The following is a 17992-nucleotide window of genomic DNA, read 5'->3' as shown; positions in this document are numbered from 1 at the left end:
CTTGCCGTCGCATCGGACCTCCGTGAATCGGATCGATTTCCGGAAAGCCGATGCGAAGATTTGAAGGCTAGAGCGCAATCGTCCAGCTGGACGCGCGTTGTTCTGGATCAAGCGGGGCACCGATGCTGCGTTACGTATTCCGGCGGCTTCTGACCGCCATTCCGACGCTGTTCGTCATCGTGACCATGGCGTTCTTCCTGATACGCGTCGCGCCGGGCGGCCCGTTCAACCAGGAGCGGGGCCTGAGCCCCGAGATCAGGGCCAATCTCGAAGCTCAGTTCGGCCTCAACGATCCGCTCTGGTTGCAGTACGTCCACTATCTCGGCAATCTTCTGCGCGGCAATTTCGGCCCCAGCTACAACATGCCGGATTTCACCGTCGGCGAGTTGTTCAAGGAGGGCCTGCCGATCTCAATCCAGCTCGGCGCTTCGGCGCTCATTCTGGCGCTGCTCCTCGGCAGCGTGCTCGGCAGTGTTGCCGCGCTCAACCAGAACAAGCTTGCCGACTATTCGGTGATCGCGCTGGCGACCGCCGGCAGCACCATTCCAACCTTCGTCATCGCCCCGGTAATCCAGCTTGCATTCGGATTGACCTGGAGGCTGCTGCCGATCGGCGGCTGGGGCGATGGAGCCCTCATCAATAAGGTCGGCCCGGTGCTGACGCTCGCCCTTCCGCAGATCGCCATCGTCGCCCGCCTGATGCGCGGCTCGATGATCGAATCGCTGCACTCGCATCACATCCGCACCGCGCGCGCTCTCGGCCTGTCCGACTGGTCGGTCGTCGTCAAGCATGCACTGCGCGGCGCCATCCTGCCGATCGTCTCCTTCACCGGTCCGGCAGCCGCAGCCCTTCTCACCGGCTCGGTCATCGTCGAGACCATCTTCTCTATCCCGGGCATCGGCCGCCATTTTGTCGTTGCTGCACTCAACCGCGACTACACGCTGGTGATGGGGACGGTGGTGGTCATCGCGCTCTTCACCATTGTCTTCAACCTGATCGTCGACGTCCTCTATGGGGTCGTCGATCCGAGGGTGCGCTATGACTGATATCGCAGTTGCCGCACCGGTCGTCGGCCGGTCCCTGTGGGGCGACGCCTGGGCGCGCCTCAAGGCCAATCGCGCGGCCATGTTCAGCCTCTATTATCTTGCCTTCATCGCCGTCATCAGCGTGTTTGGGCCCTATCTCGTGCCGCACCAATACACCACCATCTATGCCGACTATGTCCGTACGCCGCCGAGCTTCTCCGCCTATCCGAAGGCCGACATGATCGAAGGCGCTCTTGATGAGGCGATCAGGCGTATGCGCGTCGACATCAAGGAGTGGCGGCAGGAGGGCAGCCGTGTGTTCGTTACCGCAAAATCGTCCAAGCCGATCGACGACCGCAACATTCGCTACCTTGATCGTTCCGATACCTTTGATGACACAAAGATCGAGAGCAAATCGCCGGACGGTCTCGAAATGGTGATGAGTGCCTCGATCAAGCAGCAATATTTCCTGTTCGGCACCGACAATACCGGTCGCGATCTCCTGTCCCGAACGCTGATGGCCGGGCGCATATCGCTAGCCATCGGCCTGCTTGCCGGCATTGTGGCCGTGGTCATCGGCGTGCTCTACGGCGCCACCGCCGGCCTTGCCGGCGGCAGGGTCGACGAGGTGATGATGCGTGTCGTCGACGTGCTTTATTCTTTGCCGTTCATCTTCTTCGTCATCATGCTGGTGGTGTTCTTCGGCAGGAACTTCGTGCTGATGTTCCTGGCCGTCGGCGCGGTGCTGTGGCTCGACATGGCGCGCATCGTGCGCGGACAAGCGCTGTCGATCCGCCGGCAGGAATATGTCCAGGCGGCGGAGGCGATGGGCGTCGGCCAGCGCGGCATTCTGCTGCGCCATGTGATCCCCAATTTGCTCGGGCCGGTGGTGATCTACATGACGCTGCTCGTTCCGCAGGTCATCATCCTGGAGAGTTTTTTGTCGTTCCTCGGGCTCGGCGTCCAGGAGCCGATGACCAGCTGGGGCGTGCTGATCTCGGTTGGCGCCCAGAACATCGGCTCGGCCAACTGGCTGCTTCTGTTCCCGGCCTTCTTTCTCGTCTCCACGCTGTTCGCGCTGAATTTCGTCGGCGATGGGCTGCGCGACGCGCTCGACCCGAAGGATCGTTGAGATGGCCGCTTCCGAAACCATCCTCAGCGTCAAGGACCTTCGCGTCCGCTTCCGCACCCTCGACGGTGTGGTGGAGGCGGTGAAGGGCATCAATATCCACGTCAAATCAGGCGAGACCGTCGCCGTCGTCGGCGAATCCGGTTCCGGCAAGAGCCAGACGATGATGGCGGCGATGAGCCTGCTCGCCTCGAACGGCGAAGCCACCGGCACAGTCGATTATCGCGGCCGCAATCTTTTGACCTTGAGCAAACCCGAGCTCAACAAGATCCGCGGCCGCAAGATCAGCATGATCTTCCAGGAGCCGATGACGTCGCTAGACCCGCTCTATTCGATCGGCAACCAGCTGATCGAGCCGATCCGCAAGCATCGCGGACTTGGCGCCGCCGCGGCGCGCGAGGAGGCGCTCAAGCTGCTGCGGCTGGTCCATATTCCCGATCCGGAGCGGCGGATGAAATCCTATCCGCACGAGTTGTCGGGCGGTCAGCGCCAGCGCGTCATGATCGCCATGGCGCTGGCCAACGACCCCGACATACTGATCGCCGACGAGCCGACGACCGCACTCGACGTCACCATCCAGGCGCAGATCCTCATGCTGCTCGCCGAATTGCAGCGCAAGCTCGGCATGGCGATCGTCTTCATCACCCACGATCTCGGCATCGTCCGACGCTTTGCCGATCGGGTCTATGTGATGCGCTATGGCGAGGTGGTCGAGGAGGGCGAGGCGGAAGCGATCTTCGCCAACCCGCAGCACGGCTACACCAAGATGCTGCTTGCCGCCGAACCGACCGGCACCAAGGCGCCGCCGCCTCCGAATGCCCCTGTCCTGCTTGAAGGCAGGAACGTCGAGGTGACCTTCAAGATCGGCGGCGGATTTCTTGGCGGCGAGCCGCTGCTGCTGCGCGCCGTCGATCACATTTCGATACGGCTGAAGCGCAACCAGACGATCGGCATCGTCGGCGAATCCGGCTCGGGAAAATCGACGCTCGGCCGCGCCTTGCTGCGGCTCCTGCCCAGCGACGGTATCATCCGGCTTGGTGACCGCGACATTTCCCACGCCGACCGCCAGGCGATGCGGCCGCTGCGGCGCGAATTGCAGCTGGTTTTCCAGGATCCGTTCGGCTCGCTGTCGCCACGCATGACCGTCGGCCAGATCATCACCGAGGGGCTTCTGGTCCATGAGCCCAATCTGTCGGGCAGGCAGCGCGATCTCCGCGCGGTCGATGCCTTGCTCGAAGTCGGGCTCGACCCGAACACGCGCAACCGCTATCCGCATGAATTCTCCGGCGGTCAGCGGCAGCGCATCGCCATTGCGCGCGCCATGATACTCAAGCCGAAAGTGGTGGTGCTGGACGAGCCGACCTCGGCGCTGGACCGCTCCGTGCAGAAGCAGATCGTCGAATTGCTGCGCAAGCTGCAGGCCGACCACGAGCTGTCCTATCTGTTCATTAGCCACGATCTCGCCGTCGTGCGCGCCATGGCCGACTACATCATCGTCATGAAGCAGGGCAAGATCGTCGAGGAGGGACCGGCCGAGGCGATCTTCAGCAATCCGCAGGCAACCTATACGCAGACACTGATGGCCGCGGCCATCGACGTGACGCGATTTCGCCTGAGCGCATAGCGCGATCGGTCAGAACTGCGGCGGATGGTGGTTGTTTCGGGAACAAAAACAGCTAAGCCGCTGTTTTTTCTGGTCGGAGTGGCAGGATTTGAACCTGCGACCCCATCGTCCCGAACGATGTGCGCTACCAGGCTGCGCTACACTCCGTGACCAGACCGCGGGCTTATAGCCGCCGCGTTTGGTTACTGCAAGCGCCAATGGCAGCGCTTCTGTCGCATTTCTTTCGCTTTCGCCGCCACGTCATACAGGTTTCAGTTTCCTGTCGCACAAACACGGCTTAAAGGGCATCTGGGTAACCGTCCACTTGCCTCGAAGCACCTGATTCAGCCGCCTGGAGTTTGCAGCCTTGTCGATGAAGATCGTTAGCGATGTCAGACCAAACACTTTTGAGTTTGAAACCTCGGCGCTGATCAAGCCGTCCGGGTTTCGCGAATATGATGCGCGCTGGTGGTTCGGCCATCCCGGCTCGAACGAAACGCCGGAACTCAATCTGATCGGCGTCCAGGCGCTCGGCATGGGGCTCGGCACGCTGATCCGTCGCCTGGGTGCCGGACCCGACATCGTCACCGGTCACGATTTCCGCTCCTATTCGCTTGCCATAAAGCTGGCCCTGGTTTCCGGGCTGATGGCGGCCGGCGCACGGGTCAAGGATGTCGGGCTTGCTCTGTCGCCGATGGCTTATTTCGCCCAGTTCGCGCTCGACACGCCCTCCGTCGCCATGGTCACTGCCTCGCACAACGAGAATGGCTGGACCGGCGTCAAGATGGGCGCGGCGCGCCCGCTGACTTTTGGTCCGGAGGAGATGAGCGCGTTGAAGGCGATCGTGCTCTCAGGCGATTTCGATCTTGTCGGTGGCGGCTCCTATGACTTCGTTGCGGACTTCCGCAAAACCTACCTTGACGATCTGACAGCGGGAAAGGGTATCTCGAGGAAGCTCAAGGTGGTGGCCGCCTGCGGCAACGGCACCGCCGGGGCTTTCGCTCCCGAGGCACTGGAAAGGATCGGCTGCGAGGTGATCCCGCTCGACGTCGAGCTCGATCATACGTTCCCCAATTACAATCCCAACCCCGAAGACATGCTGATGCTGCACGCCATTCGCGACAAGGTGCTGGAAACGGGCGCCGATGTCGGGCTAGGCTTCGACGGCGACGGCGATCGCTGCGGCGTGGTCGACAATGAAGGCAACGAGATTTTCGCCGACAAGGTTGGCGTCATGCTGGCGCGCGACATTTCGCACCTCTATCCCGGCTCGACTTTCGTCGTCGACGTCAAGTCGACCGGATTGTTCATGACGGACAAGGTGCTGCGGGAAAATGGCGCGGTCACCGACTATTGGAAAACCGGTCACTCCTATATCAAGCGGCGCGTCGCCGAACTCGGCGCCGCCGCCGGTTTCGAAAAATCGGGCCATTTCTTCTTCAATCCGCCGATCGGCCGCGGCTATGACGATGGCCTGGTCACGGCCATCGCCATATGCCAGATGCTGGATCGCAGCCCGCAAAGCAGCATGGCCGACCTCTATCGCGATCTGCCGCTGACCTTCGGCACGCCGACCATGTCGCCACACTGCGCCGACGAGCTCAAATACGGCGTCGTCGAGCGGGTCGTAGGCGATTTTCGCAAGATGAAGGACGAGGGCACGGTCTTCGCCGGCCAGAAGATCGCCGAACTGATCACCGTCAACGGCGTCAGGGTCGTGGCGGAGGATGGTACATGGGGGTTGGTGCGGGCATCATCGAACAAGCCGGAGCTTGTGGTGGTGGTGGAGAGCCCGGTATCGTCCGAGCGGCGCCGGCAGATGTTCGAAGCCGTCGATGCGGTGCTGCGCCGCAGCCCCGAAGTCGGCGCCTACAATCAGACCTTTTGAGCACGAGGCTTGTTTTCATGACCGAACGGATCGTCAGTTTTGTGATGAGCGGCGGCGTCGGCTCGCGGCTGTGGCCGTTGTCGCGCGAGGACAATCCCAAGCAGTTCCATGATTTCTCCGGCGACGGCTCAATGCTGGCCAAGACGCTGCGCCGGCTCACCGCGCGGCCGGAAGGCGAAACGCCGGTTTTCCTGATTGCCTCGGAAAGGCATGCCGACCGCGTCCATGCCGACATTGCCGGTCACGAGCTTTCCGGCGGCGGCCCGCTGTTCGAGCCGACCGGACGCAACACCGCCGCGGCCGTCGCCTTGGCAAGCCTGCGCACGCTGTCGGAATTCGGCGACAGCCTGGTGCTGGTGGTGCCGTCCGATCATGAGATCGCGACGCCACAGCAATTCTGGCGGAGCATCGAGGCCGGCACGGCGGCCGCGCGCGAAGGCAGGCTGGTGGTGTTCGGCATCAAGCCCGCCCAACCCGAGACCGGTTACGGCTACATCGAGGTGGCCGGCGAGCGCGATGGCATCTGCGATGTCTCGCGTTTCGTCGAAAAACCCGATCTCGCCACGGCGCAGAGCTATCTCGAGGCCGGCAATTTCTACTGGAACACCGGCATCTTCCTGTTTCGCGCCAGTGCCATGCGCGACGCGTTCATGGCCTTCCAGCCCGACATCTGGAGCGCCACAGAGGCTGCCTACCAGGCTGCGACATCGGATCTTTCCGGCCTCTACATGCCTCTGGAGCTCTATGCCGCCATCCCATCGACATCGATCGACTATGCGATCATGGAGCGCGCCAGCGGCATCGCCATGGTGCCGGCCAGCTTTCGCTGGAACGATCTCGGCTCCTGGCAATCGCTGCTCGATGTCGGCCCCTCCGACAGGCAGGGCAATGTCATCGTCGGCGATGTCGTCGCCATCGATTGCGAGAACTCCTATATCCGCAGCGACGGCCGCCTGCTGTCGGCCATAGGGCTGAAGGACGTCGCCATCGTGTCGACCGCCGACGCCACTTTCGTTGCTCCGGTCAGCCACAGCCAGAACGTCAAGAAGATCGTCGAGCAGCTCGAAAAAAGCGGCCGCCTTGAGACCAGGTTCACGCCCGCCGACGACCGCGTCATCGAAAGCGGCGCCTGGCAGCGCCGCGTGCACCATTGGCTGTTCGAGGAGACGGTGCCGTTGTGGTCGACGGTCGGCGTCGATGAGCGCCATGGCGGTTTCCACGAGGCGCTCGGCTTCGATGCCGCCCCGCTGATGAAACCCAAGCGCATGCGCACGCAGGCCAGGCAGATCTACGCCTTCGCCGTCGCCAAGGCGCGCGGCTGGAACGGCCCGGCCGATCGGCTGATCAGCCACGGCCTCGAATTCATGGCCAGGCACGGACGTACCGACAATGGCGGCTGGGTACGCACGCTCAACGTCGACGGCACCGTCGCCGACGCCGCCGAGGATGCCTATGACCATTCCTGCGTGCTCCTGGCGCTGGCGCATGCCCATATGTGCGGCAATCCCGATGCGTTGCGGCTTGGCCAGGAGACCTTTGCGTTTATCGACGCGCATCTCGAGGACGAACGCCTGACCGGCTTCCGCGAGACCTCGAGCGGCGAGGGCGAGCGCCGCTCCAACCCGCACATGCATCTGCTCGAGGCATTCCTGGCCTGGCATCAGGCGACCGGCGAGCGCGCCTATCTTCGTCGCGCCGCGCGCATCGTCGATCTGTTTCGCAGCCATTTCTTCGACCCGGAAAGCTGGACGCTGGGTGAGTATTTCGACCATGAATGGCGGCCGGCCCCTGGCGAGAAGGGCACGTGGACCGAACCCGGCCATCATTTCGAATGGGCCTCGCTGCTGGTCGACTTCGCCGGCCGCAGCGGCCAGAGCGGCTTGACCGGCCTTGCCCGGAAGCTTTACGCGTCGGCGATTGCCAATGGCCTGAACCGCGCCACGGGCCTCGCCTACGGCGCCGTCTCGCGGCAAGGACTGCCGCTCGACCGCGTCTCGCGCAGCTGGCCGCAGGCCGAAGCGATCAAGGCGGCGATCGCGCTGGACGGTTCGGGCGGTCCCGACCTGAAGCCGGAGATCGAAGCACGGGTCGGCCGGCTGTTCCGCTGGCACATCAATCCGGCACCGCTCGGCCTGTGGATCGACCGCATCGACGAGCGTGGCCGCTCCTTGGCGAGCGAGGTGCCGGCCAGCATCTTCTATCATCTCGTCTGCGCGCTGACGCAGTATCTGGACGGCACGGCGCCCAAGGATCAGTACGGGCTGGCGACATCCCCGGTCTCGACATAGACCGACTTCAGCTGCGAATAGAGCGCCAGTGCCGCGAGCGAATTCTCGCGTCCGATGCCGGACTGCTTGAAGCCGCCGAAGGGGATTTCGACCGGCGTCAGATTGTAGGCGTTGATCCAGCAGGTGCCGGCCTGCAGTTCGGCGATGACACGATGGGCGCGCGCCAGGTCGCGGGTGAACACGCCGGCGGCGAGGCCGAATTCGGTGTCGTTGGCGCGCTCGATCACCTCGTCCTCGCTGTCGAATTTCAGCACGCTCATGACCGGCCCGAAAATCTCCTCGCGGGCGATGCGCATCGTGTCGACGACACCGGTGAACACCGTCGGCTCGACGAAGAAGCCGCCCTGAAAACCCTGCAGCGAAGGCACGTTGCCGCCGCAGGCGAGCACCGCGCCATCCTGCTTGCCGGCCTCGATGTAAGAGACCACCTTGTCGTGCTGCGCCTTCGAGACCAGCGGCCCCATCTGCGTGTCCGGATCGAGTGGATCGCCGATGCGGATTTTCTTCGTCCGTTCGGTCAGCCTCTCGACGAAATGGTCATGGATGCCGCTCTGCACGAAGACCCGCGTGCCGTTGGAGCAGATCTGGCCGGTCGAATAGAAATTGCCGAGCATCGCGCCGCCGATGGCATTTTCGAGGTTGGCGTCTTCGAAGACGATCAGCGGCGACTTGCCGCCGAGCTCCATCGTTGCGTGCTTCATCTTCGAGCCGGCGAGCGACAGCACTTTGCGGCCTGTCGGCACCGAGCCGGTCACCGAGACCTTTGCGACAACATCATGGCCGACAAGGCCGGCGCCGACATCGCCAAAACCCTGCACGACGTTGAACAGCCCGTCGGGCAGCCCGGCCTCGGTGTAGATTTCGGCGAGCGCCAGCGCTGAAAGCGGCGTGTTTTCCGATGGTTTGAAAACCATCGCATTGCCCATGGCGAGGGCGGGTGCGGATTTCCAGCCGGCGATCTGGATCGGATAGTTCCAGGCGCCGATGCCGACGCACACGCCGAGCGCCTCGCGCCTGGTATAGGCAAAGGGTCCGCCGAGATCGACGGCCTCGCCATTAAAGGTGGTGACGGCACCGCCGAAATATTCGAGGCAGTCGGCCGCCGACGGGGCGTCCGCAACCAGCGTCTCCTGGATCGGCTTACCGGTATCCAGCGTCTCGATGCGCGCCAGATCGGCATTGCGCGCGCGCAAAATGTCGGCGGCACGGCGCAGGATGCGGCCGCGCTCGACCGGCTTCAGCCGAGCCCAGGCCGGCTGTGCCGCACGCGCGGCCTCGATCGCGAGTTCCAGCACGTTCGGCGTCGCCGAGCGCAGCATGGCGATGGTCTCGCCGGTTGCCGGATAGATAACCGGCAGCGCTGCGCCGCGCTCGTCGTCGATATAGCGGCCGTTGACATAATGCGATGCCGTTGGCTGGGCGCGCATGACTGTTCTCCAAATCGTCTTGTCGCGGCATGCGGAATATGCGTCCGCCGGATCATGGCCTATCTGTCCGACACCTGCCAGCGCGGATTGATCCATGGTTCCTGGTTGGACGGTGGCAGCGGCGTACGCCCGAGAATGTGGTCGGCGGCCTTCTCGCCGGTCATGATCGACGGCGCGTTGAGATTGCCGTTGGTGACGCGTGGAAAGATCGAGGAATCGGCGACCCGAAGCCCTTCGACGCCAATGACGCGGCATTCCGGATCGACGACGCTCATCGCATCATCGGCACGGCCCAACTTGCAGGTGCCGCAAGGGTGGTAGGCGCTTTCGGCGTGGTCGCGAATGAAGGCGTCGAGCTCTTCATCCGATTGTACATGCGAGCCCGGCGACAGTTCCTTGCCTCGGTACGGATCGAAGGCCGCTTGCCCGAAGATCTCGCGGGTCAGCCGGATGCAGTGGCGGAACTCCGTCCAGTCGTCCGGATGCGACATGTAGTTGAAGCGGATCACCGGCTTCGATTTGGGATCGGGCGAGCGCAGCGTGACCGAACCGCGCGACTTCGACCGCATCGGCCCGACATGCGCCTGGAAACCATGCGCTTTGGCCGCCGCCTTGCCGTCATAGCGGACCGCGGCCGGGATGAAGTGATACTGGATATCGGGATAGTCGACGCCGGCGCGCGAGCGCACGAAGGCGGCCGCCTCGAAATGATTGGTGGCACCGAGGCCGGACTTGAAGAACAGCCATTGTGCCCCGATCAGCGCCTTCGAGAACGGGTTCAAGACGGAGTTCAGCGTGATCGGCTTTGTCGATTCCTGCTGGATGTAAAGTTCCATATGGTCCTGCAGATTGCGGCCGACTCCGGGCCGGTCGACGATCACCGGGATGCCGTTCTCCCTAAGGTGCTGGCCGGGGCCGATGCCGGACAGCATCAGGATCTTGGGCGAGTTGATCGAGGACGCGGCAACGATCACCTCGCGCCGCGCTCTGACCACCTGAATCCGTTTGCGCACTTCGATCTCGACGCCGGTGGCGCGTTGATTCTCGATGATTACCCGCCGGGCGAAACCCTTGACCAGGCTGACATTTTTCCGCCTCAGCGCCGGCCTCAGATAGGCGCTCGCGGCCGACCAGCGACGGCCGCCGCGGATGGTCTGCTCCATCGGCCCAAAGCCTTCCTGCTTCGCGCCATTATAGTCGTCGGTCAGCTCGAAACCGGCCTGACGGCCTGCCTCGACGAAGGCGCCGTAGAGTGGGTTCGTCCTCGAGCCGCGCTGCACAGTCAGCGGGCCGCCGTGGCCGCGCCAGCCATTCTCGCCGCCATTGCTGTCCTCCATGCGCTTGAAGTACGGGAGCACATCGGCAAAGCCCCAGCCGGTCGCGCCCTGTTCGGCCCAATGGTCGAAGTCGCGGGCATGGCCGCGCACATAGACCATGCCGTTGATCGACGACGAGCCGCCGATGACCTTGCCGCGCGGCGTCGCTAGTACGCGGCCGCCGAGATGCGGCTCCGGCTCGCTAGCAAAGCCCCAGTCATAGAGGCTCATATTGAGCGGGATCGACAGCGCCGACGGCATCTGGATCAGCGGCCCGATATCGCTGCCGCCATATTCGATGACGATCACCGAATGCTTGCCGTCCTCCGACAGCCGGTAGGCCATGGCCGAACCGGCCGAGCCGGAGCCGATGATGACGAAATCCGCTTCAAGCATGGTTCATGCGCGCCCGTGGTTCATATGCGCAATGAAATCGGCCAGCGAGACGTTGCCGCCGGTTGCCATTACGAGAACGGTCTTGCCGGTGACGTCGACCTTGCCGCCGAGCAACGCCGCCAGCGAAGCAGCGCCGGATGGCTCGAGCACCAGCTTCAGCCGCTCGAAGGCGAGGCGCATGGCGCGCCGCACCGAAGCATCGTCGACGGTGACGCCGCGAACGCCGGCGGCCTTCACCGCTGCGAACGGCGCGTCGCCGGGCCGCCGCGACATCAGCCCGTCGCAGATCGATTTCGGCCCGATCGGCATGGTTTCGATGGCGCCATGCGCCAGCGACGAGCCCATGCCGTCAAAACCTTCCGGCTCGACGCCGATGATCTTCGTGGCTGGCGACAGATAGTGAAAGGCCAGTGAAACACCGCCGATCAGGCCGCCGCCGCCGACCGAGCAGAACAAGAGATCGGCCTCCGCTTGCCAGGCGGCGATCTGGTCGAGTGCCTCCAGACCGGCACCGGCCTGGCCGGCGACGATCTCCGGATCGTCGAACGGGTGCAGCAGCGCCAGGCCTTCGCTCGCAGCGATCTCGCGCGCCTTGGCGGCGGCGACTTCCTCACGCGCGCGCTCGCCATGGTCAGTCAGCACCACGCGCGCGCCGTAACCCGATGTGGCGTCGCGCTTGGCGGCCGGCGCGTCGATCGGCATGACGATGGTGACGGGAATGCCAAGCGCTTGGCCAGCCGCCGCTAGCCCCTGCGCAAAATTGCCGGAGGAGTAGGCGACGACGCCCTTTTTGGCTTCGTCAGGCGAGAGCTTCTTCAGCCGCCAGTAGGCGCCGCGCACCTTGAACGATCCTGCCCATTGCAGCGATTCGGCCTTGACGAAGACGCGGGCGGCGCCGGTCTCGCGCGCGAGTGCCGCCGATTCCAGCAGCGGCGTGACCTGCGTCGCCTTGGAGGTGACGGCATAGGCCTGCCTGAGATGGTCGAGCGAGGGGACGACACTATCTGCCATCATTCGCCTCGAGGAAAGCGCTTCTGCTCTTCGAGCAGGTCGAGGTTCATGTGGTTGCGCATGTAGCGCTCCGATGCCTTCTGCAGCGGCTGGAATTCCCAGGGATAATGGGTGCCGTTGCGCAGCGCCGGGTAGACCACCCAGCGGCGTGCCTGGCTGGCACGCACCGCCGCGTCGAAGGCCGCCATGTCCCAGCGCGCCCGCACCTTGTCGGTGAAAGCGGCCACCAATGCCGCATTGGCCGGATCGGCGGCGAGATTGGTCAATTCCTGCGAATCCGATTCAAGATCAAACAGTTGCGGCGGGTCGATCTCGCAATGGATGAATTTGTAGCGGCCCTCGCGCATCGCCGCCATCGGCGCGTTGGAGCCTTCGGCGGCATATTCCATCAGCACCGGCGCGGAGCGTTTCTTTCCGTTCAGCAACGGCAGCAGCGACTGGCCGTCAGTCCACGGCGCAATCGCGCTGATGTCGATGCCGGCGAGGTCGCAAAGCGTCGGCGTCACGTCGAGATTGGAGACCGGCGTGTCGATCAGGCCGGCGGCGATGCCCTTGCCGGCGATCATCAGCGGCACCCGCGCCGAACCTTCGAAAAAGCACATCTTGAACCACAGGCCGCGCTCGCCCAGCATGTCGCCATGGTCCGAGCAGAACAGGATGATCGTGTCGTCGAGCATGTGTGTGTGCTCGAGCACCGACATCAATTCGCCGAGCTTGTCGTCGAGATAGGAGATGTTGGCGAAATAGCCGCGCCGTGCGCGGCGTATCTGCTCAGCGGTGATGTCGAACCTGTCATAGTCGCTGGCGCGGTAGAGCCGCTGCGAATGCGGGTCCTGCCTGTCGTAGGGAATGAAGCCGACCTCAGGCTCGAGCGCCGGGCAATCCTCGTAGAGGTCCCAGTATTGCCGCCGTGCGACGTAAGGATCGTGCGGATGGGTGAAGGAAACCGTCAAGCACCAGGGCCGATGTGCGGCATCGTCGGAGACGCGGGCAAAATCATAAAGCTTCTGCACCGCATGGAAGGCGACCTCGTCGTCATATTCCAGCTGGTTGGTGATCTCGGCAGTACCGGCGCCGCTGACGGAGCCGAGATTGTGATACCACCAGTCGATGCGCTCGCCGGGTTTGCGATAGTCGGGTGTCCAGCCGAAATCGGCCGGATAGATGTCGGTGGTCAGCCGCTCCTCGAAACCGTGCAACTGGTCCGGCCCGACGAAATGCATCTTGCCGGAGAGGCAGGTGTGATAACCTGCGGCGCGCAGATGATGGGCAAAGGTCGGGATCGAAGACGCGAATTCGGCGGCGTTGTCATAGACCCCGGTGCGTGACGGCAACTGGCCGCTCATGAATGCGGCGCGGCCCGGCGCGCAGAGCGGCGAGGCCGTGTAATTGTTGCAAAAACGCGCCGAACGCGCGGCGAGCGCCTTCAGATGCGGCGCGTGCAGGAAGTCCGCCGGCCCATCCGGAAACAGCGTTCCGTTGAGCTGATCGACCATGACGATCAGGATGTTGGGTCGCTTGGATGTCACTGCTTCTGCCGTCCGCTGAGCTTCGTTTCGAGATAGTCCTCGACCAGTGCAATCGCGGTCGCGGCATCGGGAACACCGTCCTTCAGCGCGCGCCTGATATAGAGCCCGTCGATCAGCGCCGCGGTCGCTTCGGCGACCCGGTCGGCCTCGCTTCTCGGCAGGATGCCGGCCAGCCCGCTGAGCAGATTGGAATGCAGCCGGCGCGCATAGACCTTGAGCAGCCGGCGGAGTGCTGCCGATTTCTGCGCCTCGACATAGAAGGCGAGCCAGGCGGCGATCGTTTCGGGCTGGAACTGGATGTCGGAGAAATTGACCGCGACCACCGCCGAGACGCGCTGGCGCGCCGTGCCGGCCGCGCGAAGTGCACGGCGCGTATCGGCGGTGAGTTCGCTCAGGATGTGCCGCATCGTCGCCAACAGCAATTCGTCCTTGACGCCGAAATAATGGTGGGCAAGCGCCGAGGACACGCCGGCGCGCCCGGCGATTTCCGACATCGTCACATCAAGCGAACCGCGCTCGCCGATCGCCGAGATCGTTGCGTCGATGAGCGCCCTGCGGCGCAACGGCTCCATTCCGAGTTTCGGCATTCCTGCTCCGGCCTATTGGGACAAGATTATTTTTTATTGACGCATCAATCAACAAAAATCCGGCCTGATTTGCTGGCAAAAGCCAGGCACTATGACCAGATGATCAAGATCAAGCGATTGTGCGGTTCTGGCCCCTTCACGAGGCCTGCGAAACGGTTCATGCTTGAACAATGCTGATGCGCGCGCAGTATCGCGTAGCCCGGGTCCACAGGATGGAGATCGCCATGACAGCATGCATCGTCGGCTGGGCGCATTCGCGCTTCGGCAAGCTCGAAGGCGAGACGCTGGAGGGCCTGATCACCAAGGTGGCAGTCGAGGCGCTCGATCATGCCGGCATCGGTCCAGATGACGTCGACGAGATCGTGCTCGGCCACTTCAACGCCGGGTTTTCCGCCCAGGATTTCACCGCGAGCCTGGTCCTCCAGGCCGATGACCGGCTGCGCTTCAAGCCGGCGACCCGCGTCGAGAACGCCTGCGCCACCGGCTCGGCGGCGGTCAGGCAAGGCATCCGCGCCATCGACGCCAATGCCGCCCGTATCGTGCTGGTGGTCGGCGCCGAGCAGATGACGACGACGCCCGGTCCCGATATCGGCAAGAACCTGCTCAAGGCCTCGTATCTGCCGGAGGACGGTGACACGCCGGCAGGCTTCGCTGGCGTCTTCGGCAAGATCGCCCAAGCCTATTTCCAGCGCTACGGCGACCAGTCGGATGCGCTGGCGATGATCGCCGCCAAGAACCACAAGAACGGCGTCGACAATCCCTACGCGCAGATGCGCAAGGATTTCGGCTACGAGTTCTGCCGGCAGGAAAGCGAAAAAAACCCCTTCGTCGCCGGTCCGCTGAAGCGCACAGACTGCTCGCTGGTGTCGGACGGTGCCGCCGCGCTTGTCCTTGCCGACACGGCCACGGCGCTGAAGATGCGCCGCGCCGTCGCCTTCCGCGCCAATGAGCATGTGCAGGATTTCCTGCCGATGTCGAAGCGCGACATTCTCGCCTTCGAAGGCTGCGAGCAGGCGTGGAACCAGGCGCTGAAGCAGGCGGGCGTGACGCTCGGCGACCTGTCCTTCGTCGAGACGCATGACTGTTTCACCATCGCCGAACTGATCGAGTATGAGGCGATGGGCCTGGCCAAGCCGGGGGAGGGCGCCAAGCTGGCCCTGGATGGCGAGACGGCGAAAGATGGAAGGCTGCCGGTCAATCCGTCCGGTGGACTGAAGGCCAAGGGCCACCCGATCGGTGCCACCGGCGTATCGATGCATGTGCTGAGCGCCATGCAGCTTGTCGGCGAGGCGGGCGGCATCCAGGTGCCGGGAGCAAAACTCGGCGGCATCTTCAATATGGGTGGTGCCGCGGTCGCCAACTACGTTTCCATTCTCGACCGGATCAGATAAACCCGCCCGCATTTGCGGGAGGTGACATGGCAAATCCGGTTCTGGTCGAAGTCTTGCGCGGCGCTATCGTCGAGAGCGCCCATCGCGGCGCTGTTGCCGTCTTCGACGCCGACGGCAAGCCCGTCTGGGAGATCGGCGACACGGCACAGCCGGTGTTCCCGCGCTCGGCGGTCAAGGCGATCCAGGCGTTGCCGCTGGTCGAGAGCGGCGCTGCCGATGCCTACGGCTTCGGTGACCGGGAGCTGGCGCTGGCCTGCGCCTCCCATTCCGGCGAGCCGCCGCATGTCGAGCTGGCACGCGCCATGCTGGCGAAAGCCGGCCTCGACGAGACGGCACTCGAATGCGGCGCGCATTGGCCGTCGAGCCACGGGGCGACGCTGGCGCTCGCGCGCGCCGGCCGTGCGCCGAACGCCTTGCATAACAATTGTTCCGGCAAGCACTCAGGCTTCCTATGCACCTGCGTTCACAGCGGCATCGCCCATCGTGGTTACGTCAAGGCTGGCCATGCCTCGCAGGAAATGGTGCGCGAAGCGATGCAGGCGGTGACCGGTGCTGCCCATGACGCCGATCACCGCGGCACCGACGGCTGCTCGATTCCGACCTATGCCGCGCCGTTGCGCAGCTTTGCCCTTGGCTTTGCCCGCATGGCGACAGGTGCCGGCTTCGAGCCGGTGCGCGCCCGGGCGGCGAAGCGGCTGCTTTCTGCCTGCATGGCCGAGCCGTTTTTCGTCGCCGGCACGGGCAGGTCCGACGTCGCGATGATGGAGGCCGCCCCGGGCCGGATTTTCGTCAAGGGAGGCGCCGAAGGTGTTTTTTGCGCCGCCGTTCCGGAGCTTGGCCTTGGCATCGCGCTGAAATGCGACGATGGCGCAGGCCGCGCCGCTGAAGTGATGGTCGCGGCCGTGCTGGCTAAGCTGCTGCACGCCGACCACGCGCTCGCTGCGAAATTGATCGAACAGGCAAATCCGCCCATCGAAAGCCGGATCGGCGCCAAAGTCGGCGCGCTCCGGCCGACGGCCACCCTCAACTGACGTGGTTGCGCTCGACGGTCAGATGCGCATAGCCGGCATTGCCTGATGCGGCGAGGTCGCCGGTCACTCGCTCGGCCCAGCGTTGGCCGACGATCGCGCCGTTCTGGACTCCGTCGATGACATTGTCGGAGATGATTGCCGTCCCGGCACCTTCGACCACGGTGACGACGATGCCGGTCCCCGCCTTGCGGACGATGTTTCCCGTAGCGACCACATTGCGCATGAACGGTCCCCAGCCGATCTGCATGCCGTAGAGCGGCGCATTCTCGACGACATTGCCGGAAACTGTGGTGTCTGCCTCGACGATGATGCCGACGCCGAAGCCGGGCGCATCGGCAGGGTAGGGGCCGCTGGTCGACAGGTTGCGGACTACGTTGCCGGAGCAGACGCCCATGCGCCCGCCTTCGTTGAAATTGACGATCGAAATACCGTTCGCAGCACAATCGACGATGTTGTTGCCGATGACGGCGCCTTCGAACGAGAATTCGGAATACACGGCCGTCTCGCCCGAACGCGAGCAGGTGTTGCCGGTGATCTGCAAATTGCTGGAACTGTTGGCGCGGATCGCCGAGAACGCGCAATCCGAGACAATATTGCCGGAGATGATGACGTTGCCGGCGCGGAACGCATTGATGCCGTTGCCGTTCTGGCCGGTTCCGCCGCTGCGCGCCTGGATGCGCTCGATCCGGTTGCCGCTGACGATGGTGCCGTCTTCCGCCGCCTGCCAGCGGTGCACGAGAATGCCGCCATTGGCGCAGTCGGAGACGCTATTGCCTGATATTTCCAGGCCATCGGCCTCGACCGAATAGATGCCGGCATCGGCCGCACCGGATATCGCCGAGCGCTCGATTCGGCCCGAGGCATGTTCGAGCGCCAGACCGTTCTTGCCGCTGCCGGTCATCTGGCAGTTGTCGACGACCAGATGGGCGATGCGGCGCAGATCGAGCAGGCCTTGCGTGTAGTCGCCCATCCAGCGGTTGCTGCCATCGAACACCAGCCCGCTGAGTTCGATATGCTCGGCCCGTTCGGCCATAATGAGATGGCCATTGCCGCCATAGACGATCCGCGATGCGCCCGGCACGCCGGACAGGCGCACGCGGCCGGGCAGCGACAGGTTGGAAACGATATAGATCCCCGGCGGCAGGAACACCGGCATGTCGCGGTCGTGCGCGTCGCGCAGCAGCTTGGCGAAAGCCTTGCTCTGGTCGTCAAGCGCGCCGGGCCGGACGCCGCGCTCGGTAGCGTTGATCGCCCCGCGCATCGCGGCTTTCTCGACGCCGGCCAGGTTTTTCGCCGCTGCTTTGCCGAGCGAAATCCCCATGACCGCAAAGCCGGCGGTCTGCGCAAGCAGCGTTCTTCTGTTCAACATCG

General features: G+C 64.1%; 13 protein-coding genes and 1 tRNA gene. 7 read left to right on the top strand and 7 right to left on the bottom strand.

The window, feature by feature from the left end; all coding sequences use genetic code 11:
• The first annotated feature begins 122 nt into the window (after nt 1-122).
• The 3 genes from NKI52_RS17285 to NKI52_RS17275 are packed head-to-tail and all read left to right on the top strand — an operon-like array spanning nt 123 to nt 3778.
• Nucleotides 123-1046, top strand: coding sequence for an ABC transporter permease subunit (locus NKI52_RS17285; protein WP_023679313.1), 924 nt, complete (start codon nt 123-125; stop codon nt 1044-1046).
• Entirely contained in the window at nt 1039-2157 is a 1119-nt protein-coding gene (locus NKI52_RS17280; RefSeq protein ID WP_352618583.1) for an ABC transporter permease, read from the top strand. The genes NKI52_RS17285 and NKI52_RS17280 overlap by 8 nt, the downstream gene beginning before the upstream one ends.
• Before the next feature lies 1 nt (nt 2158).
• Nucleotides 2159-3778, top strand: a complete 1620-nt coding sequence (locus NKI52_RS17275; protein WP_352569897.1) for an ABC transporter ATP-binding protein — start codon at nt 2159-2161, stop codon at nt 3776-3778.
• 70 nt (nt 3779-3848) lie between these two features.
• Here NKI52_RS17275 and NKI52_RS17270 read toward each other — a convergent pair.
• Nucleotides 3849-3925 (bottom strand) — tRNA-Pro (locus tag NKI52_RS17270).
• A gap of 205 nt (nt 3926-4130) precedes the next feature.
• Here NKI52_RS17270 and NKI52_RS17265 point away from each other — a divergent pair.
• Together NKI52_RS17265 and NKI52_RS17260 are read left to right on the top strand one after the other, a co-directional pair.
• Nucleotides 4131-5645, top strand: coding sequence for a phosphomannomutase/phosphoglucomutase (locus NKI52_RS17265; RefSeq protein ID WP_502896646.1), 1515 nt, complete (start codon nt 4131-4133; stop codon nt 5643-5645).
• A 17-nt stretch (nt 5646-5662) separates the two neighbouring features.
• Nucleotides 5663-7933: an AGE family epimerase/isomerase gene (locus NKI52_RS17260; protein WP_352698730.1), complete on the top strand. Its 2271-nt coding sequence runs from the start codon at nt 5663-5665 to the stop codon at nt 7931-7933.
• Here the strand turns inward: NKI52_RS17260 and betB are convergent.
• The 5 genes from betB to betI are packed head-to-tail and all read right to left on the bottom strand — an operon-like array spanning nt 7897 to nt 14199.
• The gene (betB, locus tag NKI52_RS17255) at nt 7897-9360 is read right to left on the bottom strand and encodes a betaine-aldehyde dehydrogenase (RefSeq protein ID WP_352591574.1); all 1464 of its coding nucleotides are present in this window, start codon (nt 9358-9360) and stop codon (nt 7897-7899) included. The two genes, NKI52_RS17260 and betB, sit on opposite strands and share 37 nt — an antisense overlap.
• 59 nt (nt 9361-9419) lie before the next feature.
• Nucleotides 9420-11072 carry a choline dehydrogenase gene (gene betA / locus NKI52_RS17250; RefSeq protein WP_352698728.1) on the bottom strand — a complete coding sequence of 551 codons (1653 nt, stop codon included), beginning with the start codon at nt 11070-11072 and terminating at the stop codon, nt 9420-9422.
• A 3-nt stretch (nt 11073-11075) separates the two neighbouring features.
• Complete coding sequence (locus NKI52_RS17245) at nt 11076-12083, bottom strand: threonine/serine dehydratase family protein (RefSeq protein WP_502897763.1); 1008 nt, start codon at nt 12081-12083, stop codon at nt 11076-11078.
• On the bottom strand, nt 12083-13612 hold the full coding sequence (gene betC / locus NKI52_RS17240; RefSeq protein ID WP_352698726.1) for a choline-sulfatase: 1530 nt from the start codon (nt 13610-13612) through the stop codon (nt 12083-12085). Before betC ends, NKI52_RS17245 begins: the two co-directional genes overlap by 1 nt.
• Nucleotides 13609-14199, bottom strand: a complete 591-nt coding sequence (gene betI, locus NKI52_RS17235; RefSeq protein WP_352454288.1) for a transcriptional regulator BetI — start codon at nt 14197-14199, stop codon at nt 13609-13611. Before betI ends, betC begins: the two co-directional genes overlap by 4 nt.
• 224 nt (nt 14200-14423) lie before the next feature.
• Between betI and NKI52_RS17230 the strand changes: the two genes are divergently transcribed.
• Together NKI52_RS17230 and NKI52_RS17225 are read left to right on the top strand one after the other, a co-directional pair.
• Entirely contained in the window at nt 14424-15590 is a 1167-nt protein-coding gene (locus NKI52_RS17230) for an acetyl-CoA acetyltransferase (RefSeq protein ID WP_352569890.1), read from the top strand.
• Between the two features lie 26 nt (nt 15591-15616).
• Nucleotides 15617-16621, top strand: coding sequence for an asparaginase (locus NKI52_RS17225; RefSeq protein ID WP_352569889.1), 1005 nt, complete (start codon nt 15617-15619; stop codon nt 16619-16621).
• Here the strand turns inward: NKI52_RS17225 and NKI52_RS17220 are convergent.
• Complete coding sequence (locus tag NKI52_RS17220; RefSeq protein WP_352698723.1) at nt 16614-17990, bottom strand: TIGR03808 family TAT-translocated repetitive protein; 1377 nt, start codon at nt 17988-17990, stop codon at nt 16614-16616. The genes NKI52_RS17225 and NKI52_RS17220 overlap by 8 nt on opposite strands.
• Nucleotides 17991-17992 lie beyond the last annotated feature (2 nt).

Source organism: Mesorhizobium sp. M0590 (genome assembly GCF_040320905.1).
GTDB lineage: Bacteria > Pseudomonadota > Alphaproteobacteria > Rhizobiales > Rhizobiaceae > Mesorhizobium.
This window is presented reverse-complemented; position numbering and strand designations above follow the sequence as displayed.